General features: G+C 73.4%; 18 protein-coding genes. 12 read left to right on the top strand and 6 right to left on the bottom strand.

What is annotated here, in order from left to right:
- Window positions 1-117 precede the first annotated feature (117 nt).
- Window positions 118-1137 (top strand): AEC family transporter, encoded by a 1020-nt coding sequence (locus HNQ01_RS12675; protein ID WP_173805812.1) that lies wholly within the window; start codon window positions 118-120, stop codon window positions 1135-1137.
- Here HNQ01_RS12675 and HNQ01_RS12670 read toward each other — a convergent pair.
- Entirely contained in the window at window positions 1067-1591 is a 525-nt protein-coding gene (locus tag HNQ01_RS12670; RefSeq protein WP_173805811.1) for a PIN domain-containing protein, read from the bottom strand. The genes HNQ01_RS12675 and HNQ01_RS12670 overlap by 71 nt on opposite strands.
- Window positions 1592-1725: 134 nt before the next feature.
- On the opposite strand from HNQ01_RS12670, the gene HNQ01_RS12665 reads away from it, so the two are divergent.
- A complete protein-coding gene (locus tag HNQ01_RS12665) occupies window positions 1726-2421 on the top strand; it encodes a YbaK/EbsC family protein (RefSeq protein WP_173805810.1) in 696 nt (231 codons plus the stop codon).
- A gap of 129 nt (window positions 2422-2550) precedes the next feature.
- On the opposite strand, the gene HNQ01_RS12660 is transcribed toward HNQ01_RS12665, so the two are convergent.
- Window positions 2551-2703 carry a hypothetical protein gene (locus tag HNQ01_RS12660; protein ID WP_173805809.1) on the bottom strand — a complete coding sequence of 51 codons (153 nt, stop codon included), beginning with the start codon at window positions 2701-2703 and terminating at the stop codon, window positions 2551-2553.
- Here HNQ01_RS12660 and HNQ01_RS12655 point away from each other — a divergent pair.
- Both HNQ01_RS12655 and HNQ01_RS12650 read left to right on the top strand, forming a co-directional pair.
- Window positions 2636-4327, top strand: a complete 1692-nt coding sequence (locus HNQ01_RS12655) for an MFS transporter (protein ID WP_217427526.1) — start codon at window positions 2636-2638, stop codon at window positions 4325-4327. The two genes, HNQ01_RS12660 and HNQ01_RS12655, sit on opposite strands and share 68 nt — an antisense overlap.
- Before the next feature lie 21 nt (window positions 4328-4348).
- Window positions 4349-4498: a hypothetical protein gene (locus HNQ01_RS12650; protein WP_173805807.1), complete on the top strand. Its 150-nt coding sequence runs from the start codon at window positions 4349-4351 to the stop codon at window positions 4496-4498.
- Between the two features lie 23 nt (window positions 4499-4521).
- Here HNQ01_RS12650 and HNQ01_RS12645 read toward each other — a convergent pair whose 3' ends face one another.
- Entirely contained in the window at window positions 4522-5154 is a 633-nt protein-coding gene (locus HNQ01_RS12645) for a response regulator (RefSeq protein ID WP_173805806.1), read from the bottom strand.
- Entirely contained in the window at window positions 5151-6683 is a 1533-nt protein-coding gene (locus tag HNQ01_RS12640) for a HAMP domain-containing sensor histidine kinase (protein ID WP_173805805.1), read from the bottom strand. The genes HNQ01_RS12645 and HNQ01_RS12640 overlap by 4 nt, the downstream gene beginning before the upstream one ends.
- Before the next feature lie 169 nt (window positions 6684-6852).
- Between HNQ01_RS12640 and pqqA the strand changes: the two genes are divergently transcribed.
- From pqqA to pqqE, 5 genes are read left to right on the top strand one after another with little or no spacing between them, the layout of a single operon-like run.
- Window positions 6853-6945, top strand: coding sequence for a pyrroloquinoline quinone precursor peptide PqqA (pqqA, locus tag HNQ01_RS12635; protein WP_037476920.1), 93 nt, complete (start codon window positions 6853-6855; stop codon window positions 6943-6945).
- A gap of 10 nt (window positions 6946-6955) precedes the next feature.
- Window positions 6956-7870: a pyrroloquinoline quinone biosynthesis protein PqqB gene (gene pqqB, locus HNQ01_RS12630; RefSeq protein WP_173805804.1), complete on the top strand. Its 915-nt coding sequence runs from the start codon at window positions 6956-6958 to the stop codon at window positions 7868-7870.
- 10 nt (window positions 7871-7880) lie between these two features.
- Window positions 7881-8660, top strand: coding sequence for a pyrroloquinoline-quinone synthase PqqC (pqqC, locus tag HNQ01_RS12625; RefSeq protein WP_173805803.1), 780 nt, complete (start codon window positions 7881-7883; stop codon window positions 8658-8660).
- Window positions 8657-8941 carry a pyrroloquinoline quinone biosynthesis peptide chaperone PqqD gene (gene pqqD / locus HNQ01_RS12620; protein ID WP_173805802.1) on the top strand — a complete coding sequence of 95 codons (285 nt, stop codon included), beginning with the start codon at window positions 8657-8659 and terminating at the stop codon, window positions 8939-8941. The genes pqqC and pqqD overlap by 4 nt, the downstream gene beginning before the upstream one ends.
- Complete coding sequence (pqqE, locus tag HNQ01_RS12615; RefSeq protein WP_173805801.1) at window positions 8938-10068, top strand: pyrroloquinoline quinone biosynthesis protein PqqE; 1131 nt, start codon at window positions 8938-8940, stop codon at window positions 10066-10068. The genes pqqD and pqqE overlap by 4 nt, the downstream gene beginning before the upstream one ends.
- A 24-nt stretch (window positions 10069-10092) precedes the next feature.
- On the opposite strand, the gene HNQ01_RS12610 is transcribed toward pqqE, so the two are convergent.
- Window positions 10093-11919, bottom strand: coding sequence for a putative bifunctional diguanylate cyclase/phosphodiesterase (locus HNQ01_RS12610; RefSeq protein ID WP_173805800.1), 1827 nt, complete (start codon window positions 11917-11919; stop codon window positions 10093-10095).
- Window positions 11916-15053 (bottom strand): ATP-binding protein, encoded by a 3138-nt coding sequence (locus HNQ01_RS12605; protein ID WP_173805799.1) that lies wholly within the window; start codon window positions 15051-15053, stop codon window positions 11916-11918. Before HNQ01_RS12605 ends, HNQ01_RS12610 begins: the two co-directional genes overlap by 4 nt.
- Window positions 15054-15347: 294 nt before the next feature.
- Here HNQ01_RS12605 and HNQ01_RS12600 point away from each other — a divergent pair, with 294 nt between their 5' ends.
- The 3 genes from HNQ01_RS12600 (at window position 15348) to pbpC (ending at window position 24077) form a co-directional block, all read left to right on the top strand.
- Window positions 15348-15791: a universal stress protein gene (locus HNQ01_RS12600; protein ID WP_173805798.1), complete on the top strand. Its 444-nt coding sequence runs from the start codon at window positions 15348-15350 to the stop codon at window positions 15789-15791.
- A gap of 185 nt (window positions 15792-15976) precedes the next feature.
- A complete protein-coding gene (locus HNQ01_RS12595; RefSeq protein WP_173805869.1) occupies window positions 15977-21877 on the top strand; it encodes an alpha-2-macroglobulin family protein in 5901 nt (1966 codons plus the stop codon).
- Between the two features lie 76 nt (window positions 21878-21953).
- Window positions 21954-24077 carry a penicillin-binding protein 1C gene (pbpC, locus tag HNQ01_RS12590; RefSeq protein WP_173805797.1) on the top strand — a complete coding sequence of 708 codons (2124 nt, stop codon included), beginning with the start codon at window positions 21954-21956 and terminating at the stop codon, window positions 24075-24077.
- Window positions 24078-24106 lie beyond the last annotated feature (29 nt).

The raw sequence follows: 24106 nt of genomic DNA, 5'->3' as shown, positions 1-24106 counted from the left end.
CGCCACCGTCATCCTCGCGAAGGCGAGGACCCACGCCTGCCGCCGCCTTCTGCTCATCGTGGGTGCCCGCCTTCGCGGGCATGACGGGGAGGGGGCCGGCATGACGGGGGCGCGGGCATGACGCTCGATCTCTTCCTGCGGCTGCTGGCGCTGTTCATCGTCGGCGGCATCGGCTTCGGCGCGGCCCGTGCCGGGCTGACCGGCGGCGCCGTCGGCCTGCGTGCGCTGTCCAACCTGGCCTTCCTGGTCTTCGTGCCGGCGCTGCTGTTCCGGTCGATGGCGAAGGTGGATCTGGCGCATCTGCCGTGGACGCTGCTGCTGGCCTTCTTCGCGCCGCTGCTGCTCTGGAGCCTGCTGGCGCGGTGGAGCTTCGCCCGGCGCGACCGCGATGATCCGCGTGCGCGGCAGGACGGTCCGGCCGCGTCGGCGGTCAGCGCGGTGACCGCCAGCTTCGGCAACACGGTGCAGGTCGGCCTGCCTTTCGCCGCGGCGATGTTCGGCGAGGCCGGGCTGCAGCTGCACATCGCCATCGTCAGCCTGCACGCGCTGGTGCTGCTGAGCGCGCAGACGGTGCTGGCCGAGATCGCGCTGGCGCGGGCCGCGGCTCGGGCGGCCGGTGCGGCCCGCCCGCCGCTCGGCGCGATGCTGCTGACCATCCTGCGCCAGTCGCTGATCCATCCGGTCACGCTGCCGGTGCTCGCCGGCCTGGGCTGGAACGCGCTGGGCCTGCCGCTGCCGCGGCTGCTCGACGAGGTCAGCGGCCTGCTGGCGCAGGCGGGCGTGCCGCTGTGCCTGGCGCTGATCGGGGTGTCGCTGGCGCAGTACGGCCTGGGCGAGGGCTGGCGCCGCTCGGCCGCGATCGCGGCGATGAAGCTGCTGCTGCTGCCGGCGCTGGTGGCGGCCTCGGCGGTGCTGGTGTTCCGGCTCGACGGGCTGGCGCTGTCGGTGCTGGTGCTGGCCGCGGCCCTGCCCACCGGCAGCAACGCGATGCTGTTCGCGCAGCGCTACCAGGTCCGCGAGGGCGAGGCCAGCACGGTGATCGTGCTGTCGACCGCCGGCTTCATGCTCACCGCGCCGCTGTGGCTGGCGCTGCTGGCGCTCTGGCAGCAGGGGGCGCGCGCAGCGGCTGCGGGCTGATGCCGGTGTCGCGCAGCATCAGCAGGAAGGGCTCGAGCGCCATCACGCGAAAGGGCAGCGAGGTCGGCCGCGCGGTCAGCATCAGCGCATCGGCCGTCACCAGCACATGCGCGCGCCCGACCAGCGCGAGCTGCACGAAGGGCAGCATCGCCGGCGAGGTGTCGTCGCGCGCGTCCTCCACCGGCACCCGCACCTTCAGCGCATGCGGCAGGTATTCGCCCAGCATCTGCTGCTGCTCGTGTGGCGTGAAGCCGAACTCGGGCCGGGCCAGCGACCGCGTCAGGTCCAGCAGCGTCGGTCGGCCGAGCAGCGGCCGGCAGTAGCCCAGGCGCCAGGCGCGGCGCAGGCGCGCCGACTGGCTGCCGCCGAACACCAGCGCCGAGACGACGACGGCGGTGTCGATCACGACCCGCGGCGGACGGGGTCCGGTCGCGGTGGCGAGGTCGGAATCCATGGCGAAGGAGGTGGGGTGGCTCATGCGCCGATGATCGCAACAGGGCCAACCCGCGGGGCTGCCCTGTTCCGGGGGGCGGGCCGCGGGGCGTGTGCGAAGATGCCCGGATTCCGGAATCTCTTTCCCATCCGTCGATGAGCACAGACAGTCTTCCCGAAGGCGTGCAGCGTGTCGCGCAGGCCCTGCAGGCCGCCGCCCATCCGCATGCGCCGCGCTGGCTCGAGGTGGCCGCGCGCACCGCGCAGGAGGCCGCCGACGCGCTGGGCGTCGAGCTCGGCCAGATCGCCAAGAGCGTGATCTTCCGCCGCCGCGCCGATGCGCGCGCGGTGCTGGTGGTGACCTCGGGCGACCGCCGCGTCGACGAGCGCAAGGTCGCCGCGCAGGCCGGCCCGGTCGGCCGCGCCGATGCCGAGTTCGTCAAGGCGCGCACCGGCTTCTCGATCGGCGGCGTCTCGCCGCTGGCGCATCTGGAGGCGCCGGTGGTGCTGATCGACCGCGAGCTGTTCCGCTTCGGCGAGATCTGGGCCGCGGCCGGCCACCCGAACGCGGTCTTCCGGCTGGCTCCGGCCGATCTGGTGCGTCTGACCGGCAATGCGCCGGTGCTCGATGTCGTGCCGGACGAACTGGTGCCGACGGCGCCGACGGCAGTGCCTGTCCGCCCGGCCAGCCCCTGCGTCAACATCTGCCGCATGGACGCGGCCACCGGCTGGTGCGAGGGCTGCCGGCGCACGATCGACGAGATCGCCGCCTGGTCGCGGCTGTCGGCCGGCGAGCGCGAGGCGGTCTGGCTCAGGCTGCCGGGCCGCACGAGGCCGGCGCGGCCGGCCTGACGCCGGAGTTGGCATAAATCAATTCTCGGGACTTTCCCGGGGACGGGCCGGGCAGGGCGGCGATTTGCCGCATCGTGGAATCCGGGCTCCGGGTTGGTCTCGATCCTGTCAGCTTCCGTTGGAATCGTGTCAGGAATCGGTCAGAAGCGGCTCCGAGAGTGCGCCCGGTACGCCGTGGGGTCGCGGCGTCCGCTTCTGGTCGAGGAGACACGACATGTCCAGCATTCCCGTGAACGCAAGGGCGGCGAACTCACCGATGACGTCCGAGGAGAAGAAGGTCATCTTCGCCTCGTCGCTCGGCACCGTCTTCGAGTGGTACGACTTCTACCTCTACGGATCGCTCGCCGCGATCATCGCCAAGCAGTTCTTCAGCGGCCTGGATCCGTCGGCCGCCTTCATCTTCGCGCTGCTGGCCTTCGCCGCCGGCTTCATCGTGCGGCCGTTCGGCGCGCTGGTCTTCGGCCGGCTCGGCGACATGATCGGACGCAAGTACACCTTCCTGGTCACCATCCTGATCATGGGCCTGTCGACCTTCATCGTCGGCGTGCTGCCCAACTACGCCTCGATCGGCGTGGCCGCGCCGGTCATCCTGATCACGCTGCGCATGCTGCAGGGCCTGGCCCTGGGCGGTGAATACGGCGGTGCGGCGACCTACGTCGCCGAGCATGCGCCGCATGGCCGCCGCGGCGCCTACACCGCCTGGATCCAGACCACCGCGACGCTGGGCCTGTTCCTGTCGCTGATGGTGATCCTGGGCACCCGCACCGCCATCGGCGAGGAGGCCTTCACCGACTGGGGCTGGCGCGTGCCCTTCGTCGTCTCGATCCTGCTGCTGGGCATCTCGGTGTGGATCCGCCTGTCGATGAACGAGTCGCCCGCCTTCCGCAAGATGAAGGAGGAGGGCAAGACCTCGAAGGCGCCGCTGTCGGAGTCCTTCGGCCAGTGGAAGAACCTGAAGATCGTGCTGCTGGCGCTGTTCGGCCTGGTCGCCGGCCAGGCGGTGGTCTGGTACACCGGCCAGTTCTACGCGCTGTTCTTCCTGACCAGCGTGCTCAAGGTCGACGGCGCCACCGCGAACATGCTGGTGGCGGCCTCGCTGATCATCGGCACGCCGTTCTTCGTCGTCTTCGGCACGCTGTCGGACAAGGTCGGCCGCAAGCCGATCATCCTCGCCGGCCTGCTGCTGGCGGTGGTGACCTTCTTCCCGCTGTTCAAGGCGCTGACCGAGGCGGCCAACCCGGACCTGGCCCGCGCGCAGGCGACCGTGCCGATCTCGGTCAAGGCCGATCCGGCGACCTGCTCCTTCCAGGGCAGCCCGGTGGCCCGCGAGGTCGACTTCACCAACCCCTGCGACATCGCCAAGCGTGCGCTGGCGCAGAACTCGGCCAGCTACAGCAACGAGGCGGCCGCGACCGGCTCCGGCGCGGTCATCCGCATCGGCGACAAGGAGATCGTGCCCCCGACCGGCGTGCTGACCGCCGGCGGCCACAAGTTCGACGAGGCCTCCGGCAAGGCCATCGCGCAGTTCAAGAAGGACGTCGCCGCGGCGCTGAAGGAGGCCGGCTACCCGGCCAAGGCCGATCCGGCCAAGATCGACAAGGTCAAGATCGTCGTCATCCTGGCGGTGCTGGTGCTGTACGTGACCATGGTCTACGGCCCGATCGCCGCGATGCTGGTCGAGATGTTCCCGACCCGGATCCGCTACACCTCGATGTCGCTGCCGTATCACATCGGCAACGGCTGGTTCGGCGGCCTGATGCCGACGATCGCCTTCGCGATGGTCGCCCAGAACGGCAACATCTATCACGGCCTGTGGTACCCGGTCACGATCGCGGCGATCACCTTCGTGATCGGCCTGCTGTTCGTGCGCGAGACCAAGGACGTCGACATCTACGCCGGCGACTGAACGCCCGGGGAGCAGCGGACCATGTGGAAACTGATTCTCGGCTTCATCGTCTTCGCCGCGGCGGCGCTGTTCATGCTCAGCAAGGGCGGCAACGTCGACATGGGCGGCGAGAAGCACGGCATCGAGACGCACGAGCCGGCACCCGGCGCCGCCTCGGCGGCCTCGCACTGAAGGCGCCGGGCCGCGCCTCGGTCTCAGGCCTCGATCAGGCCCCAGCGCAGCGCCAGCAGCGTCAGCTCGGCCTGGTTGGCGGCCTCGAGCTTCTGCTTGACGTGGTAGAGGTGGGTGCCGATCGTGCTGGCCGACAGCTTCAGGTCGGCCGCGATGTCCTGCACCGAGCGGCCGCGCGCGAGCTGCACGAAGACCTCGAACTCGCGCGAGGACAGCCGCTCGGCCGGATGCGCGCCGCTGCCGTCGATCGCCGCCAGCGCGAGCTGGCGCGCGATGTCGGCGTCGAGCCAGCGCCGCCCGGCCGCGACCGCCCGGATCGCCTCGGGCAGGGTCTCCGGCGCGCTGCGCTTGGACAGGAAGCCGGTCGCGCCGGCGTCGAGCGCCCGGCGCGCATGCGCGCTGTCGTCATGCGCCGACAGCATCAGCAGCCGCATCCCGCCGCGCGCATGCAGCCGGCGCAGCACCTCCAGCCCGCCCATGCCCGGCATCGAGATGTCGAGCACGACCACCTCCGGGCGCAGCTCGGCGGCGCGCGCCAGCGCCTGCTCGCCGCTGTCGGCCTCGCCGACGACCTCGATGTCGCCGCTCTCGGCCAGCAGCATCCGGAAGCCCATGCGCACCAGCGCGTGGTCGTCGACCAGCATCACCCGGATCATCTCGATGTTTCCCGTCCTGCAGCAGTGTCGTCGTCGGTGTCGGCGCGGCTGCCCGGCGGGCGGCTCGACCAGTCGCGCTCCAGCGGCAGCCAGGCCTCGACGCGGGTGCCGCCGCCCTCCGGGCGCGCGCCCAGCGTCATCCGGCCCTCGAGCGTGGCGACCCGCTCGCGCAGGCCGCGCAGGCCGTAGTGGCCGCGCCGTGCCCAGTCCTCGGGCAGGCCGCGGCCATTGTCGTCGATCGTCAGTCGCAGCGACTGCGGGTCGGCCTCGGCGCGCACGACGACGTGCGTGCCGCCGCTGTGGCGCAGCGCGTTGGTCAGCGCCTCCTGCACGACGCGGTAGGCCGCGCGCGCCGGCTCGGTCGGCAGCGAGCGGCTCTGCTCCAGGCCGCTGAGCGCCAGCTCGATGCCGACATCGCCGAAGCGGCTGCGCGAGGCGTCGACCAGCTCGGTCAGCGCGTCGGCCAGGCCGAGGTCGTCGAGCGCAGGCGGCGCCAGCCGCGGGATCAGGCCGTGCATCGCCTCGTAGAGCCGCGCGGCCTCGTCGGCGATCATGCCGGCGGCCTGGGTGGCGGTGGCGTCGCGCTCGCCCAGCCGGGTCTGGATGGTGCGTGCCAGCGTGCGGATCGCGGTGACCGACTGCGCGAACTCGTCATGCAGCTCGCGGGCGATGGCACGGCGCTCGGCCTCGGTGTGGGCCTCGAGCCGGCGCGAGAACTCGCGGCTCTCCTCGAGCGTGCGCTCGGCTTCGTAGGCGCGCAGCCGCGCCTGGATCTCGGCCTCGATCGCCTCGGCGAGCTGGTTGACCGCCTGGCCGATCACGCCGACGTCGCGCCCGGGCAGCGCCGGCAGCCGCGCGGCGTAGTCGCCCTTTTCCAGCCGGCTCAGGCCGGAAACGATGGTCGGCAGCGGCCTGAGCGCCCGGCCGAGCAGCCAGAACACGCCGATGTTGAGCGCGACCAGCAGCGCCGCGCCGCCGCCGGCCAGCCGCACGAAGTCGTCCCAGCCGTCGAGCACCGCACGCGAGGGCTCGGCCGAGACCGTCATCTGCCCGCCCGGCAGCCGGATCACCTGCGGCTGCAGCGTCGGCGTGACCAGGTCGGCATACCAGGCCGGCGCGTTGCGGCCCTGCTTGTAGGTGGCCGGCGGCGACATGAACAGCACCTCGCCGCTGTCGCTTTCCAGCCGGATGTCGTTGGCGCGCACGCGGCCGAGCTGCTGCAGGAACTCGACCAGCGCGCCGGGACCGGCGCGGGTGTAGATCCAGCCCACACGCTGCAGCAGCTGTCCGGCGACCCGGTTGCCGGCGACGATCTCCTCGCGCACGCTGCGCCGCGTCGCGTCGATCTGCAGCGCGATCAGCACGGCGACGAACAGGCCCATCAGCGCCGCGACGATCAGGTGGATCTGCCAGCGCAGGCCCAGGCCGCGGGGCGGGCGGGTGCGCACGGCGACCGGCTGCACGCCGATCTCGTCGCCTTCGGGCGGGGCCACGAAGGCCGACAGGCTCGGAGGGGTCGGTGGAGTCATGCCCGGATTGTGAACATCGTCTCCGGCGTGGCAAGCCTTCGGGGCTCTCGCTTGGTGACTGTTGGTTCCAGGCGTGGCATTCATGAAAATCATGAGGATCGATTCAACAGTCTGGCGACGACAGCCGGGCGGGCAGCCGCGACACTGGCCTCTCCATTCACCCCCACCCTTGTTCGAGGAGACTGCGATGACCTGGGAAACCCCTTCCGCCTGCGACTTCCGCTTCGGCTTCGAGATCACGATGTACGTGGCCGCCCGCTGAGGACGCGCCGATGAAACTGCGGGTGCTCGGCTCGGCCGCCGGCGGCGGCTTTCCCCAGTGGAACTGCAACTGCGCGCAATGCTCGGCCGTCCGGTCGGGCTCGCCGAACCACCGCGCCCGCACCCAGTCGTCCGTCGCCGTCGGCGGCCCGGACGACTGGCTGCTGGTCAATGCCTCGCCCGACATCCTGACGCAGCTGCAGAGCAGCCCGGCGCTGCAGCCGGCGCGCGGCGCACGCGACACCGGCATCGCCGCGGTGCTGCTGTGCGACGGCCAGATCGATCACAGCACCGGTCTCTACATGCTGCGCGAGCGCGGCGCGAAGCTGCCGCTGTGGACGACACGTCCCGCCTTCGAGGACCTGAGCCAGGGCAACCCGATCCTGCGCGTGCTCGGCCACTACTGCGGCGTCGACTGGCACGAGATCGGGCTGGACGGCCAGTCCTTCGAGATTCCCGGCGTCGCCGGTCTGAAGGTCACCGCGCTGCCGCTGGAGAGCAAGCCCGCGCCCTATTCGCCGCACCGCGACTGCCCGGTGCCGGGCGACAACATCGGCCTCACCTTCGAGAACACCGCCACCGGCGGGCGGGTCTTCTACGCGCCGGGTCTGGGCGAGATCACGCCGCCGGTCTGGGAGGCGATGAGCCGGGCCGACGCGGTGCTGGTCGACGGCACCTTCTGGACCGACGACGAGATGATCCGCCTGGGCTTCTCGACCAAGACCGGCCGCAGCATCGGCCACCTGCCGCAGTCGGGCGAGGGCGGCATGCTCGACTGGCTCGGCCGGCTGCCGGCCACGACGCGCAAGCTGCTCATCCACATCAACAACACGAACCCGATCCTCGACGAGGCCTCGCCGGAGCGGCGCGCGGTCGAGGCCGCCGGCGTCGAGGTGACGTTCGACGGGCTGGAGATCGCGTTCTGAGGACTTCCCCATGAGCACCGCCACCGGCAACCGCTTCGGCACGCCCTTCAACGCGCCGGCCACCTTCCGCCCGCGCGACCCCGACGCCCCGGCCTGGGACCGCGTCGCCTTCGAGGCGCACTTGCGCGAGCAGGGCAGGAGCTACCACATCCACCACCCGTTCAACGTCATGCTCAACACGGGCAAGGCGAGCCCGGAGCAGATCCGCGGCTGGGTGGCCAACCGCTTCTACTACCAGATCGCCATTCCGGTGAAGGACGCGGCGGTGCTGGCGAACTGCCCGGACCGCGAGGTGCGCCGCGAGTGGATCCAGCGCATCCTCGACCATGACGGCTTCGAGATCGGTGGCGTCAAGGACGCGGGCGGCATCGAGGCCTGGATCCGCCTGGGCCTGGCGGTCGGCCTGACGCGCGAGGAGATCACCGACCTGCGCCATGTCATCCCGGCGGTGCGCTTCGCGGTCGACGCCTATGTCAACTTCGCGCGCCATGCGCCGTGGCAGGAGGCGGTCTGCTCGTCGCTGACCGAGCTGTTCGCGCCGGAGATCCACAAGCAGCGCCTGGCGACCTGGCCGGAGCACTACGGCTGGATCGAGACGACCGGCCTGCAGTATTTCCGTAACCGGGTCAGCCAGGCGCGCCGCGACGTCGAGCAGGGCCTGGCGGTCACGCTCGACCATTTCCGCAGCCGCGACCAGCAGGAGCGCGCGCTGGAGATCCTGCGCTTCAAGCTCGACATCCTCTGGGCGATGAACGACGCGATGGCGCAGCGCTACGGGGTGAACGCATGAGCGAGGCGCTGCCGGTCGGCATGGAGGCGGTGCCGCGCATCGGTCGGGGCTTCCGGCTGCAGTGGGAAGAGGCGCAGGGCTGCCATGTGCTGCTCTACCCGGAAGGCATGGTCAGGCTCAACCGCAGCGCCGGCGAGATCCTCGCGCGCTGCGACGGCGCGGCCACCGTCGCCGGGATCGTCACGGCGCTGGAGACCGCGTTCGACGCGCAGAACCTGTCCGGCGACGTCGCGCGCTTCCTGGCGATGGCGCGCGAGCAGCGCTGGGTGGAACTGGCGTGAGCGTCTCGGCGATCGCCCCGCCGGGCCCGCCGCTGTGGCTGCTGGCGGAGGTGACCTACCGCTGCCCGCTGCACTGCGTGTTCTGCTACAACCCGCTCGACTTCGCGAAGACCGAGCGTGCGGACGAGCTCTCCACCCGGGAATGGCTGCGCGTGCTGCGCGAGGCGCGCGCGCTCGGCGCGGTGCAGTGCGGCTTCTCCGGCGGCGAGCCGCTGATGCGCGACGATCTGGAGGAGCTGATCGCCGAGGCGCACCGGCTGGGCTACTACACCAACCTGCTCACCTCCGGCGTCGGTCTGACGAAGGAGCGCGCCGCGGCCCTGAAGGCCGCCGGCCTCGACCACGTCCAGCTCAGCTTCCAGGACTCGACCCGCGAGCTCAACGACTTCCTCAGCCACACCAAGACCTTCCAGCTCAAGCAGGAGGTCGGCGAGACCATCAAGTCGCTGGGCTGGCCGATGGTGATGAACGTGGTGATCCACCGCCTCAACATCGACCACATCGACCGCATCATCGCGATGGCCGACGCGCTGGGCGCCGAGTACCTGGAGCTGGCCAACTCGCAGTACTACTCCTGGGCGCACCTGAACCGCGACCACCTGCTGCCCACGAGCGAGCAGATCCGCCGCGCCGAAGCCATCACGGACGAATGGCGCGCCAAGGTCGCCGACCGGATGAAGCTCTTCTTCGTCGCCCCGGACTACCACGAGGGCAAGCCGAAGAAGTGCATGAACGGCTGGGGCAACGTCTTCCTGACCATCACGCCGGACGGCACCGCGCTGCCCTGCCATACCGCGAAGATGCTGCCGGGGCTGGCCTTCCCGAACGTGCGCGAGCACGACGTGCGCCACATCTGGTTCGACAGCGAGGGCTTCAACCGCTACCGCGGCACCGGCTGGATGAAGGGCGCCTGCGTCACCTGCCCGGACAAGGAGAAGGACCTGGGCGGCTGCCGCTGCCAGGCCTTCCTGCTGGCGGGCGACCCGGCCGCGACCGATCCGGTCTGTCCGAAGAGCGAGCGCCACGGCGTGGTGCAGGCGGCGGTGGCCGCGGCCGATGCGGGCGAGGTGCCGGTGCGGCCGCTGGTGTTCCGCGATCCCAAGGCGTCGAGGACGCTGATCGGCTGAACCGGCGTCCGCGGCCGGAGGGGCTCAGGCCTCCGCCAGCGCCTCGACGGTGAGCGGCTCCGGCCGGTGGAAGTGGTAGCCCTGCGCCCACTGCACGCCCAGCTCGGCCAGCAGCCGCGCCACCGGCTCGGACTCGACAAACTCGGCCACCACCGGCTTGTCGAGCTGGCGCGCCATCTCGACCATCGAGCGCACCATCGCGCGGCTGTCGGCGTCCTGGTCCATGTGGCGCACGAACAGGCCGTCGATCTTCAGCGTGTCGAAGGGCAGCTCGCGCAGGTGCGCGAACGAGGCGTAGCCGGAGCCGAAGTCGTCGAGCGAGAAGCGGCAGCCGTGCGCGCGCAGCTGCTGCATGAACTGGCGCGCCTGCGCCAGGCTGGCGATCGAGGCGGTTTCGGTGATCTCGAAGCAGAGCTGTTCGGGGCGGACCTGATGGCGTGCGAGCAGCGCGATGACCTCCTCGGCCAGGCCGGGCTCGCGCAGCGTGACCGCCGACAGGTTCAGCGTCACCTGGTCGATGCGCTGGCGCAGCGCCGGCTCGGCGCCGAGCAGCGCCAGCACATGGCGCAGCATCCAGCGGTCGATCTGGCCGACCAGCTGAAAGCGCTCGGCAGGCGCGATGAAGCGCCCGGGCTCGATCAGTGCGCCGCTGGTGGCGTCGATCAGCCGCACCAGCGCCTCGATGCGCAGCGTGCGCTCGCCCGGCGCCAGCGGCTGCAGGCGCTGGAAATGGATGCACAGCCGGTCATGGCGCAGCGCGTCCATCAGCGTCAGCGCCCAGCCGGCGTCCTCGTGCGGGCCGCCCCGGGCCAGGCCGCCGGCACGGTACCAGTGCGGCACGCCCCGCTCGCCGCCCTCGCGGCGCACCCGCAGCGCGGTCTCGTCGGCGCGTTGCATCAGCGCGTCGAAGGAGGGCAGCGCCGGCTCCAGCGGCACGATCGCCAGCGTGGCCTGCAGCCGGAAGTCCTGGCCGTTCCACGAGAACACGAAGCGGCCGATCGCCGCGAGGATCTGCCGTGCCAGTCCGGCGCCGGCGTCGCCGCCACGCTCCTCGGTCAGCAGCGCGAACTGGTCGGCGCCGAGCCGGGCCAGGAAGTCCTCGCGCCCGACCAGCCCGGCGAGCAGGTCGGCGAACTGGCGCAGCAGCTCGTCGCCGGCGATGCAGCCGCAGCTGTCGTTGACCAGCCGGAACTGGTCGATGTCGATCAGCATCAGCACCGTGCCGCCGCGTCCGGGTGGCATCGGCTCGCCCTGCAGCCGCGCCAGCCGCTCGGAGACCTCGGCGTCCAGCGCCTGGCGGTTGTGCAGCCGGGTGACGAAGTCGTGGCTGGCGAGGTAGCCGAGCCGGTCCTGCATGTAGCGGCGCTCGCGCACCTCCTGGCGCAGCTGCAGGTTCGCGCGCGTCAGCTCCGCGGTGCGCTCGCGCACCCGCTGCTCGAGCTCGCGGTTGAGTTCGCGCAGCGAGCCGAGCAGCGCGCGGCGCTCGAGCTGGTGGTCCACCCGGGCGCGCACCTCGTCGGCCTGGATCGGCTTGGTGATGTAGTCGGCCCCGCCGGCCGCGAAGCCGGCGGCGACATCGTCGCTGCGCGCGGTCACGAAGATGACCGGGATGTCCGCGGTGGCCGCATCGGCCTTGAGCCGGCGGCAGGTCTCGAAGCCGTCGATGCCCGGCGGCATCATCACGTCGAGCAGGATCAGGTCGGGCTTCATGCGGCCGGCCAGCTCGAGCGCACGCTCGCCGCTGGTGGCGGCCAGCAGCTCGGCCTCGACATGCTCGAGCGTGTCCTCGAGCAGACCGATGTTCTGCGGCGTGTCGTCGACGAGGAGAATCTTCGGGAGGGCGGTCGTCATGGCGTCGGCATGTCCTGGGGCGAGGGGGCGCTGGCGAGCAGCGCCTCGACCTGGCGGGCCAGATCGTCGAAGGCGTAGTCCTGCACGGCGCGGTGCAGCGCCTCGCGGTGGGCGGGGGCGAGGCGCGCGCTCTGGTCGAGCCGCTCGAGCTGGCGGCGCAGCACGCGTGTCTGGCCGTCGGCCGCGGCCTGGCGCATCGTCTCGAGCGCGGTCCGGTCGGCGTCATCCAGGCCGGGCGCGGGCGCCGGGGGAAGGGGGCCCGGCGCGTCCCGGGGCGGTGCGTCGGCCGGTCCGTCGGCCGGGGGCGCGACGAAACGGGCGCCGGCGTGCAGCGCCAGCATGCGCAGGATGTCCTCGAAGGCGTAGGGCTTGCCGACGAAGTCGCTGAAGCCCTGCGCGATGTAGTGGCGCCGCTCGTGCTCGAGGCTGGAGGCGGAGACGGCGACGACCGGCGGCAGCGGCCGGCGGTCCGCGTCCGCCGCGGATTTCAGCTGCGCGAGCATGCGCAGGCCGTCGAGCACCGGCATGCGGATGTCGGTGAAGACGATGTCGGGCCGGGCGCGGCCGATCAGCCGCAGGCCCTGCAGCCCGTCGGAGGCCGCCGCGACGCGGCAGCCCAGGCGCTCGAGCAGGTGGACGAGGATGTCGCGGCTGTGCGTGTCGTCCTCGACGACGACCGCGTGCACCGGCGTGGCCGCGTCGAGCCGCTCGGTGCCCGGCAGTGCGCCGGCCGGCACCGGCGAGGCTGCGACCTCGTCGTCGCCCGGCGGCAGCGGCAGGCGCAGGCAGGCGCAGGTGCCGCACCCGGGCGTGCTGTCGATCGCCAGCTCGCCGCCCATCGCGCGAGCCATGTGGCGCGCCAGCACCAGCCCGAGGCCGGTGCCGCCCTTGTCCAGGCCGGCGTGGCCCTGGCGGAAGGGCGCGAACAGCTGCGCCAGCTCGTCGGCGCCGATGCCCGGCCCGGTGTCGCGCACCTCGATCACGACCAGCTCGCCGCTGCGCCGCACCTCGAGGGCGACCTCGCCGCGGTCGGTGAACTTGACCGCGTTGCTCAGCAGGTTCATGACGATCTGGCCGATCTTGGTGCGGTCGCCGTGCACCGGCTCGCGTGCCGGCAGCGCGATGTCGCAGCGCAGCGTCAGCCCGCGTGCGCCGGCGCGCTCCTCGAACAGCCGCGCGATCTCGTCGAGCTCCTGACGCAGGTCGAAGGGCGCGGCGTGCAGCTGCAGGCCGCCGGCCTCGATCTTCGAGAGGTCGAGCACGTCGTTGATCAGCCGCAGCAGCCGCTGCCCGGCCTGCAGGATGATGCGCAGCCGTCCATGCGCCGGCGCCGGCAGCGCGCGGTCCTCCAGCAGGATCTGCGTGTAGCCGATCACCGCGTTCAGCGGCGTGCGGATCTCGTGGCTCATGTTGGCCAGGAACATCGTCTTGGCCTGGCTGGCCTGCTGGGCCTGCAGGCTGGCGTGACGCAGGTCGTCCTCGAGGCGGCGGCGCTCGTCGATCTCGGCGCCGAGCTGGCGGTTGCTGGTCTCCAGGGCGGCGGTGCGCTGCGCGACGGTGCGCTCGAGGCTGTCGTGCGCGATCTGCAGCGCCTGCAGGTGGCGCTGGCGCGCGCGCAGCATCGCGCCGACCAGCAGCGTGCCGCCCAGCCCGCTGGCCAGCACCGCCGCCAGCGTCATGTCGATCGGCACCGGCTGGCCGGCCCAGTCCGGCCGGGCCAGCAGTTCCCAGCGCCGGCCGCCGACCGTGACCGCATGGCGGGCATGCACGCCGCGCAGCAGCGCCTGGTGCGCCGCGGCGTCGCCGCTGCCGCTCCAGGGCTGCACGCGGCCCTCGGCATCGAGCTGCACGCCGCTGGCCGCGGGCCGGTCGGGCTCGTGCAGCAGCAGCGAGATGGGCGAGCCGCCCGTCTGCCGGCGCACCTGGCCGAGCATCCAGCCGAGGTCGACGGTCGCGCCGACGACCGCACGCACCCGCTGCGGCGTCAGCGCTTCGCCCAGCCGCCAGCTCTGCTCCGGCACCGGGCTGTACAGCACCGTCACGCAGGCCTCGCTGGCGGTGCGTGCCAGCGAGGAGAAGGAGCTGCTCGCGCGGGTGCCGCCGCTGTCGACCGCCGCCCGCAGCGCCGGGCCGCGCAGCGGATCGGCCGCCTCGTCGATGCCGATCAGCGCCTCCTGGCCCTCGAGCGGCACGGTGCGCAGCACCGGATAGAACTCGGCGCGGCGGCCGGCCCGCTGCACCGTGCCGTCCGGCGCGATCTCGCGCACCGACTGGCCCTCCAGCCCGTCGGAGGCGTCCTCGAAGGCCGGGCGCTGCGCCGCCGGCACCCGCGGCAGCAGCGAGAACAGCCGGATCCACGGGCTCTGGCGCAGGATCTCGTCGCTGCCGCGCTCGAACTCCTCGCGGTCGAGCTCGATGCGGTAGTGCAGGTCGCGCAGGCGCTCGATGTCGCGCTGCGCCAGATCGAGATGGTTCTGCAGCGTCGTGGCCAGCAGGCGCGCCTCGCCCTCGAAGTCGGCGAGGCGGGTCTGGCGCTGCGTGTCGGCGGTGACGGCGCCCAGCAGCAGCGTCAGGCCGAGACCGGCGCACTGCACCGCGCCCGCCTGGCGGGCCGGTGCCAGCCGCGGGTGCCGCGCCAGCAGCATCGCCATCGGCGTGACCATCAGCAGGCCGCAGGCCTGGGCCAGCATTCCGGCGCCCTGCCGGCCCGGGCTGCCGCCCTCGGCCAGACCGATCAGCGCGGCCGCAGCGCCGGCCAGCGCGACGAAGCGCAGCAGTGCGGCCACGCCATCGCGCACCGGGGTGATGCGCAGCCGCCGCCCGATCCCGGCCGCGACCTCGAGCACGAGCAGCTGCGCCAGCAGCGCCATCGGCTCCAGGCCGGCGCGGGCCGGCGCCGGCCAGCTGGCCAGCCCGGCCGCCAGCCCGGCCAGCAGCGCCAGCCGGCCGATCGCGTCCGGCCGGCCGAGCAGATGCGCCAGCATCAGGCCGGACGACAGCCAGATCCAGGGCGACATGCCGGGATCGCCCGGCACCTCATGCAGCCAGCGGCCGGACAGCGCGGTCAGCAGCGCCTGCAGTCCGGCCAGCCCCACGCCGGCGGCCAGCCGTCGGCTGAAGGCGGGCTCGGACATCGGCGGGAGTGGCGTGGGCACGGCAGGGCAGGGCGCGAAACGGTGCGAAAGGCCGCATTTGCAGCAAATCTGCAAAAGATTAACTGAACCGGGCGGCCCGCTTCGAGCGGTGTCGCCATGACCGAGGAATTCCGCGTGCTGTCTTGCCGATTGGTACCTTCGGGTTCGCTGACGCGAAGCTGACCCATCCTGATCTGGCACAAAGGCGGCGACAACGGAGCTTGAGTGAGCTCAAGTCAGGAAGCGGTCGGTCTGCCTAGAGTGGAACCGTTACAACCCTGGATCGCGCCCATCATGTTCAAGCACATCTTCGTTCCCGTCGACGGCTCCGAGCTCTCGTCCCGCGCCATGGATGCCAGCCTGGAGCTGGCGATGAAGCTCGGCGCCCGCGTGACCGGCTTCGTCTGCGAGCCCGACATTCCGCTGTCGGCCGTCAACGCCAGCCCGACCACCTTCGCCCGCAAGATCGAGGACCACGAGGCCCGCACCGAGGCCCATGCCAACGCGGTGCTGGCCCGCTTCGCCGAGCGCGCCCGCAGCTGCGGCGTCGCCTTCGAGAGCGAGTACCGCCGCTCCGACCAGATCGACATGGTGATCGCCGAGGTCGCCGACACCGTGCAGGCCGACCTGATCCTGATGGTCACGCATGGCCGCGGCCTGTTCGGCGAGATGCTGTTCGGCTCGCACACCAAGAGCGTGATGTCGCGCACCAAGGTGCCGCTGCTGGTGCTGCACTGAGGTTCGCGGGGTTCCGGCGCCGTGGCGCTGCGGCGCACCTTCATGCTGTCCGGCGGCCTCTGGACCTAGACTGCACGACACGGGTCGACGACCCGGCGCGCAGGAGGAATCAGGTGAGCGGACAACGACAGGATGCGCAGCGTCCCGGCGGCCGGCGGTGGCTCGGGCGGCTCGGTGGCGTGCTGATGGCGGCGCTGGCCGCGGCCGCCGGGTCGGCCTGGGGCGCGCGGGTGGTGTCGGCGGTGCCGAGCGGCGAGGTGTCGGGGGCGGTGCAGATCCGCCTGCGCTTCGACACGGCGGTGGTGCCGTTCGGGGCGCCGGCGCTGCCGGACCCGGCGGTGCTGGCCTGCGAGGGGCTGGGCGGCAAGGCGCCGGCCGGCAGCCGGCGCTGGATCAGCGACCGCGAGTGGGCCTGGGACCTGGACCGCACGCTGCCGCCGGGCGTGGCCTGCCGCCTCGCGATCTCGCCGGGCTGGAAGCCGCTGAACGGCACGCTCGACGGGCCGCGCGAGTTCCGCTTCGCGTCCGGCGGGCCGGCGGTCGAGTCGGTCGAGCCGTATGAAGGGGCGTCGATCGAGGAGGACCAGCACTGGCTGCTGCGCCTGAACGGCCCGGCGGTGCCCGACACGGTGCAGCGCAACGCCTGGTGCGAGGTGCAGGGCATCGGCGAGCGCGTGCCGGTCAGCCTCGTCGAGGGTGCGCCGCGGGCGGCGCTGCTGAAGCTGCACGAGATCGCCGCGGCCGACGCCGCGCGGGTGCTGGTGCTGACCTGCCAGCGCCCGCTGCCGCCGGCCGCCGGCGTGCGGCTGGTCTGGGGGCCGGGCATCGCGGCGGCGAACAACCCGGCGGTGCTGACGCGCCAGCCGCAGCGCTTCGCCTGGGAGGTGCGCGAGCGCTTCACCGCCGAATTCACCTGCGAGCGCGAGCGCGCCGAGGCGCCGTGCATTCCGCTGCGGCCCCTGACGCTGCGCTTCAGCGCCGCGGTGCCGCGTGCGCAGCTGGCGCAGATCCGCCTGCAGCCGGTCGGTGGCGGCAGCGCGGTGGCGCCGAAGTTCGCGGCCGGCAACACCGAACCGGCGCTGTCGGAACTGGCCTTCCCGGTGCCTCTGGCCGAGAACGCGCGCTACACGATCGTGCTGCCCAGGGATCTGCGCGACGAGTCGGGGCGGACGCTGGCGAATGCGTCGGTGTTTCCGCTCGCGGTGGCGACCGGCGGCATGCCGCCGCTGGCCAAGTTCGCCGCGGCGCCGTTCGGCGTGCTGGAGCAGGGCCCGGGGCCGGACGAGCCGGGGCTGCTGCCGATCACCTTGCGCCATGTGCAGGACGGTGGCGGGCCGCCGCCGCGTGCGCGCGTCAGCGTCAAGTGGCTCGGCGCCGCGACGCCGGACCGCGAGCTGCTGCAGTGGTACACCCGGGTCAACCGCTACCACGAGAGCAGCTTCACCGCCAGGGAAGCCGGCCTGCCGCCGAAGGACTGGACCGTCACCGAGACGGTCACCGGCGACGACGGCCGGCCGCGCCGCGTCACGCGCGAGCGCGTCGTCGGCACGCGCGAGCTGTCGCTGCTGGCCAGGGAGGAGGGCGTCGAGCGCGCCGACCTGCCGGCGCCGTCGCCCGAGACGGCCAGGACGCCCGGCGCGACCGAGGTGATCGGCCTGCCGCTCAAACGCTCGGGCTACCACGTCGTCGAGGTGTCGTCGCGCGTGCTCGGCCGCGCGCTGCTCGACCGCGAGGCGCCGATGTACGTGCGCACCGGCGTGCTGGTGACGCCGATCGGCGTGCACTTCAAGCGCGGCCGCAGCGACAGCCTGGTCTGGGTCACGACGCTGGACCGCGCGCAGCCGGTGGCCGGCGCCGATGTCGCCGTCAACGACTGCCGCGGCGTGACGCTGTGGTCGGGCCGCACCGACGCGCAGGGGCTGGCGCGCATTCCGCGCGGCCTGGACGAGAGCGGTTCGCGCAGCGACTGCATCAGCCACGACGGCCTGTTCGTCACCGCACGCGGCCCGGCGCGCGCCGACGGCAGCCGCGACCTGGCCTTCGTCTTCGGCGACTGGAGCCGCGGCATCGAGTCGTGGCGCTTCGGCCAGCCGACCGCGCGCGGCTCGCTCGGCGATGCCGACACGGTGCGCGCGCACACGGTGTTCGACCGCACGCTGCTGCGCGTCGGCGAGACGGTGTCGATGCGCCATCACCTGCGCCGCGAGAGTGCCCGGGGCCTGGCGGCGCTGGCCGTGGCGGCGCAGCCCGACGAGGTCGACATCACCCACCAGGCCAGCGGCGACGTGACCACGCTGCCGTATCGCGCGGCGATGGCCTGGACGATTCCGCCGAACGCCAGGCAGGGCGTCTATGACGTGACGCTCAAGCACCGCAGCGGCGCGGCGTGGTCGTCGGGGCAGTTCCGCGTCGAGGCGTTCAAGGTGCCGCTGGTCGACGCGCGGCTGCAGGCGCCGGCCGGGCCGCAGGTCGCGCCGCGCGAGCTGAGCTTCGGCGTGCAGCTCAGCCACCTGTCGGGCGGCGGGCTGGCGACGGCGGCGTCGCTCAACGCGCTGCTGCGCCCGGCCTGGGTGCGGTTTCCGGACTACGAGGACTACAGCTTCACGCCGCCGTCCGAGCTCGGCGCGGACGCGGGTGCCGCCGGAGGCGAGTCGCCCGACCGCGTGCGCGAGCAGCTGCTGGCCGACCGCCAGGCGCTGCGCACCGACGCGCAGGGCGCGGCAACCGCCAAGGTGGCGCTGCCCGACGCGGTGCGGGCGCTGAAGGTGCCGGCCGAGCTCGTCGCCGAGCTCAGCTTCGACGACCCGAACGGCGAGCGCCAGACGGTCGGCCGCAGCGTGACGCTGTGGCCGTCGGCGGTGGTGGTCGGCATCCGCGCGCGCAGCTGGCTGGCGCAGGGCGGCCGGGTGCCGGTGCAGATGGTCGTGCTCGACACCGCCGGCAAGCCGCAGGCCGGCCAGGCGGTGGAGCTGCGCGGCGAGCAGCGCACGCAGACGGCGACGCGCCAGAAGATCGTCGGCGGCTTCTACGCCTATGACGCGCAGGAGCAGGTCCGCGACCTCGGCCGGCTGTGCAGCGGCAGGACCGACGCGCGCGGCCTGCTGACCTGCGACCTCGACCTGGCGGAGTCCGGCGAGGTGCGCCTGATCGCGCAGACCACCGACGGCGGCGGCCGGCGCAGCACCGCCAGCAGCTCGGTGTGGGTCAGCCGCGGCGGCGAACTCTGGTTCGACCAGGACAACGACGACCGCATCGACCTGCTGCCCGAGCGGCGCGACCTGCGCCCCGGCGAGACGGCGCGGCTGCAGGTGCGCATGCCGTTCCGCGAGGCCACCGTGCTGGTGACGGTCGAGCGCGAGGGCATTCTCGATGCCCGCGTCGTCACGCTGCGCGGCAGCGATCCGGTCATCGAGGTGCCGATCCCGAAGCGTGCCGCCGGCGCCGATGCGGCCGAGGCGGCGAGCTGGGCGCCCAACGTCTACATCAGCGCGCTGGTGCTGCGCGGGCGGGTGCGGCAGGTGCCGTGGTACTCGTTCTTCGACTGGGGCTGGCGCTCGCCGCGGCTGTGGTGGAACGCCTGGCGCCAGGAGGGGCCGGAGTGGAGCGCGCCGACCGCGCTGGTCGATCTGGCCAAGCCGGCCTTCAAGCTCGGCGTGGCGGCCGTGCGCATCGGCCTGGACGACCACCGGCTGACCGTGAAGGTCACGCCGGAAAAATCCCAGTACGGCGTGCGCCAGACCGCGCGCACCGGCGTGCAGGTGCTGCTGCCCGACGGCCGGCCGCTGGCCGGCGGCACGGTGTCGTTCGCGGCGGTCGACGAGGGGCTGCTGGCGCTGATGGACAACGGCTCGTGGGATCTGCTCGGCGCGATGTTCCCGCCGCGCGCCTGGGGCGTCGAGACGTCGACGGCGCAGAACGAGATCGTCGGTCGGCGCCACTACGGCCGCAAGGCGCTGGCGCCGGGCGGCAGCGGCGGGCGCAACCCGACGCGCGAGCTGTTCGACACGCTGCTGCTGTGGCGCCCGGACGTGCAGCTCGACGCGCAGGGCCGCGCGACGCTGGAGGTGCCGCTGAACGACTCGCTGAGCGCCTTCCGCCTCGTCGCGGTGGCCGCCGGCGGCGGCGCGCAGCTCGACCGCTTCGGCAGCGGCGCGGCGACGATCCGCGTCACGCAGGATCTGCAGATGCTGTCGGGGCTGCCGGCGCTGGTGCGCGAGGGCGACCGCTTCGAGGCGCTCTGGACGCTGCGCAACACGACGGCGCGCGCGATGACGGTCAAGGCGACGCTGGGCGGGCCGCTGACGCTGCCGGCGCAGCAGGTGGCGATACCGGCCGGCGGCGCGGCCGAGCTGCGCTGGCCGGTCACGGTGCCGGCGGGCGTGACGACGCTGGCCTGGACCGGTGCGGCCGAGGAGCTCGGCGCCGCGGCCGGACAGGGCGCGCGTGACCGCATCCAGGTCACGCAGCAGGTCGAGCCGGCCGTGCCGGTGCGCGTGATGCAGGCGACGATCCGGCAGATGGACGCCGCCGGCACGCTCGCCTGGCCGGTGGCGCCGCCGGCCGACGCGCTGCCCGGCGTCGGCGGCGTGCAGGTCACGCTCAAGCCGACGCTGGCCGGCGCGCTGCCGGGCATCCGGCGCTGGTTCGAGGTCTACCCGTACAGCTGCCTGGAGCAGCGCACGTCGCGCGCGATCGGCCTGGGCGACGCGGCGCGCTGGAGCGCGCTGATGAACGAGCTGCCGACCTACCTCGACCGCGACGGCCTGGCGCACTACTTCCCGCCGCGCGACGCCGAGGCCGGCGGCGGCAGCGACGTGCTGACCGCCTATGTGCTGGCGGCGTCGCAGGCGGCGGGCTGGACGATTCCCGACGGCCCGCGCGAGGCCATGCTCGGCGGGCTGACCGCCTTCGTCGAGGGCCGGCTGACGCGGCGCATCCCGTCGCCGCGCGGCGGCGACAGCCTGGAGCGCGACGTGCGCAAGCTCGCCGCGATCGAGGCGCTGTCGCGCCACGGCCGTGCCGACGCCCGGCTGCTCGGCTCGCTGGAGATCGCGCCGCAGCAGTGGCCGACCGCGGCGCTGCTGGACTGGCTGGCGATCCTGCGCCGCGTCGACGGCGTGCCCAACCGCGCCGAGCGGCTCGACGAGGCGCGCCGGCTGCTGCAGGCGCGGCTGGTGGCCGGCGGCACGACGCTGCGCTTCGCCGACGAGGCCGGCGACGGCTGGTGGTGGCTGATGGCCGGGGCCGACGCCAACGCGGCGCGGCTGCTGCTGACGGCGGTGGAGGACGGCGCGCCGTGGCGCGACGACCTGCCGCGCTTCGTCACCGGGCTGATGGCGCGGCTCGACGCGCAGCGCGGCGGCGCCTTCGCGACGACGACCGCCAACGTCTGGACCGTGCTGGCGCTGCAGCGCTTCTCGGCGGTGCACGAGTCGGTGCCGGTGACCGGGCGGGCGCGCGCGACGCTCGGCGCGACGACACGCGAACTCGACTGGTCACGCCAGGGCGACGGCGGCGTGCTGGCGCTGCCGTGGGCGGCACCGGTGCCGGCCGTGGCCGCGTCGCCGGCGGCGCTGTCGGTGACGCAGCAGGGCAGCGGGCGGCCGTGGGTGGCGCTGCAGAGCCTGGCCGCGGTGCCGCTGAAGGCGCCGCTGGCGGCCGGCTATCGCATCGAGCGCACCGTCAAGGCGGTCGAGCAGAAGACCGCCGGGCGCTGGAGCCGCGGCGACGTGCTGCGCGTGCAGCTGCAGATCAGCGCGATGACCGACCTGGGCTGGGTCGTCGTCAGCGACCCGGTGCCGCCCGGCGCGGTGGTGCTCGGCGGCGGGCTGGGCCGTGATTCGCAGATCGCCACGCGCGACGAGCGGCAGGAGGGCGCCGCCTGGAAGGTGCACGAGGAGCGGCTGCCGTCGGCCTGGCGGGCCTACTACGACTGGCTGCCGCGCGGCACGCACACGGTCGAGTACACGCTGCGGCTCAACACCGCCGGCCGCTTCCAGCTGCCGCCGGCGCGGGTCGAGGCGATGTACGCGCCGGAGAACTTCGGCGAGGCCCCGGTCGGGGCGTTCGAGGTGGTCACGCCCTGATCGGCAGGAAACCATGGTGGTCTCGCAAGGCTGGCGACGAAGGCGGTGGCGTGCGTGGCTCCCCGCCTTCGCGGGGATGACGGTGTGGGGGGCGAGTTCGGTGGCGCTGGCGCTGCCGCTGCCGACGTATCCGGAAGTCCGCGCCGCGCACCGCCCCTCCGACCTGATCCTGCTCGATCGCCACGGCGAGCCGATCCAGACGATCCGCGTCGACCCGACCGCCCGTCGCCAGCCCTGGGTCGCGCTGTCCGACTTCTCGCCTGCGCTGCGCACCGCCATCGTGCTGGCCGAGGACCATCGTTTCCACGCCCACACCGGCGTCGACTGGGCGGGTCTGGCGCGCAGCACCTGGGCCAATCTGTCGGGCAGCGGCGCCACGCAGGGCGCCTCCACGATCACGATGCAGCTGGCCGCCCTGGTCGATGGCGACCTGACGCGCCCGGCCGGCGGGCGCAGCGTCGCCGGCAAGCTCGGGCAGATCGCCGCGGCGCGGCAGATCGAGGCGCGCTGGTCGAAGGCGCAGATCCTGGAGGCCTATCTGAATCGCGTGCCGATGCGCGGCGAGCTGGTCGGCGTGCCGGCGGCGTCGCAGGTGCTGCTGGGCAAGCTGCCCAGCGGGCTGGACGCGGCCGAGGCGGCGATCCTGGCGGCGCTGGTGCGCGGGCCGAACGCGCCGCGCGCGGTGGTGGAGCGGCGAGCGTGCGCGCTGCTGACGGTGCAGCGGCTCGACTGCGCGACGCTGGGGCCGGCTGCGGCCCGTGCGCTGGGGGCCGGCGCCGCTGCCCGCGCGCCGCTGCCCGCGCCACCGAACGACGCGCCGCACCACGCCCGGCAGGCGCTGCGGGCCTGGCAGGCGCTGCCGGCGCCGCGCCCGGCCACCTGGCGCACGACGCTGGACGCACCGATCCAGCGCCTGGCGGTGCACGCGCTGCGGCGCCAGCTCGCCGAGCTGAGCCTGCGCCATGTCGAGGATGGTGCCGTCGTCGTGCTCGACAACGCCACCGGCGAGGTGATCGCCTGGGTCGGCTCGTCAGGCACGGCGCTGTCGGACGCGGCGGCGGTGGACATGGCGCTGGCGCGGCGCCAGCCGGGTTCGACGCTCAAGCCCTTCGTCTACGCGATGGCCTTCGAGCGCCGCCTGATCACCCCGGCCAGCCTGATCGAGGACGCACCGACGCAGCTGATGGCCGGCAGCGGCGTCTACGCGCCGCAGAACTACGACCGCGACTTCCACGGCTGGGTCAGCGCGCGCGTGGCGCTGGCGTCGAGCCTGAACATCCCGGCCGTGCGCCTGGGCGTGATGCTGACGCCCGACGACCTGTTCGAGCGGCTCAACGCCTGGGGGCTGGGCCTGAGCCACAGCGGCGGCTTCCACGGCGCGGCGCTGGCGCTCGGCAGCGCCGAGACGACGCTGGCGGCGCTGACGAACGCCTATCGCGGGCTGGCCAACGGCGGCCGCCTCGGGCCGGGGCGGCAGGTCGGCAGCGCCGCGGCGGCCTGGCTGGTCGGCGACATCCTGTCGGACAACGCGGCGCGCGCGGTCACCTTCGGGCTGGACAGTCCCCTGGTGACGCGCGGCTTCGCGGCGGTCAAGACCGGAACCAGCAAGGATCTGCGCGACAACTGGTGCGTCGGCTGGACCGACCGCTACACGGTCGGCGTCTGGGTCGGCAACGCCAGCGGCGAGCCGATGCAGGCCGTCAGCGGCACGACCGGCGCCGCGCCGGTCTGGCGCGCGCTGGTGCAGGCCCTGCACGAGCGCGACGGTCGGCCGTCACGCCCGCCGCCGCTGCCGCCGGGCCTGGTGCGCCAGCTCGTCGCCGGCGACGCCCGGCCGGCGCGCGACGAATTCTTCATCGCCGGCACCGAGCAGGCCGAGATCCGGCGCGGCGAGCACACCCGCGGCGGCGCCGGCCTGCGCGGCATCGCCAGCCCGAAGCCGGGTGCGCTCTACGCGCTCGATCCGGACATGCCGCCGAAGGTGCAGCGCATCGTCTTCCAGGGCGAGCCGGGCACCTGGTGGCTCGACGGCCGCCGGCTCGGGCAGGGCGCGCGGCTGGCCTGGGCGCCGTGGCCGGGGCGGCACCAGCTGGAGCTGCGGCTGCCGGGCGGGCGCATCGAATCGGTGCGCTTCGAGGTGCGCGGCGCGACCCCGCGCGATGCGGTGTCATCGGCGCCGCGGCCGGGGCCGCCTCGGTAGACTCTCGCGCCTTGCCTGATACTGCGACC

This window comes from Sphaerotilus uruguayifluvii, assembly GCF_013294065.1.
Taxonomy (GTDB): Bacteria; Pseudomonadota; Gammaproteobacteria; order Burkholderiales; family Burkholderiaceae_C; genus Sphaerotilus; species Sphaerotilus uruguayifluvii.
This window is presented reverse-complemented; position numbering and strand designations above follow the sequence as displayed.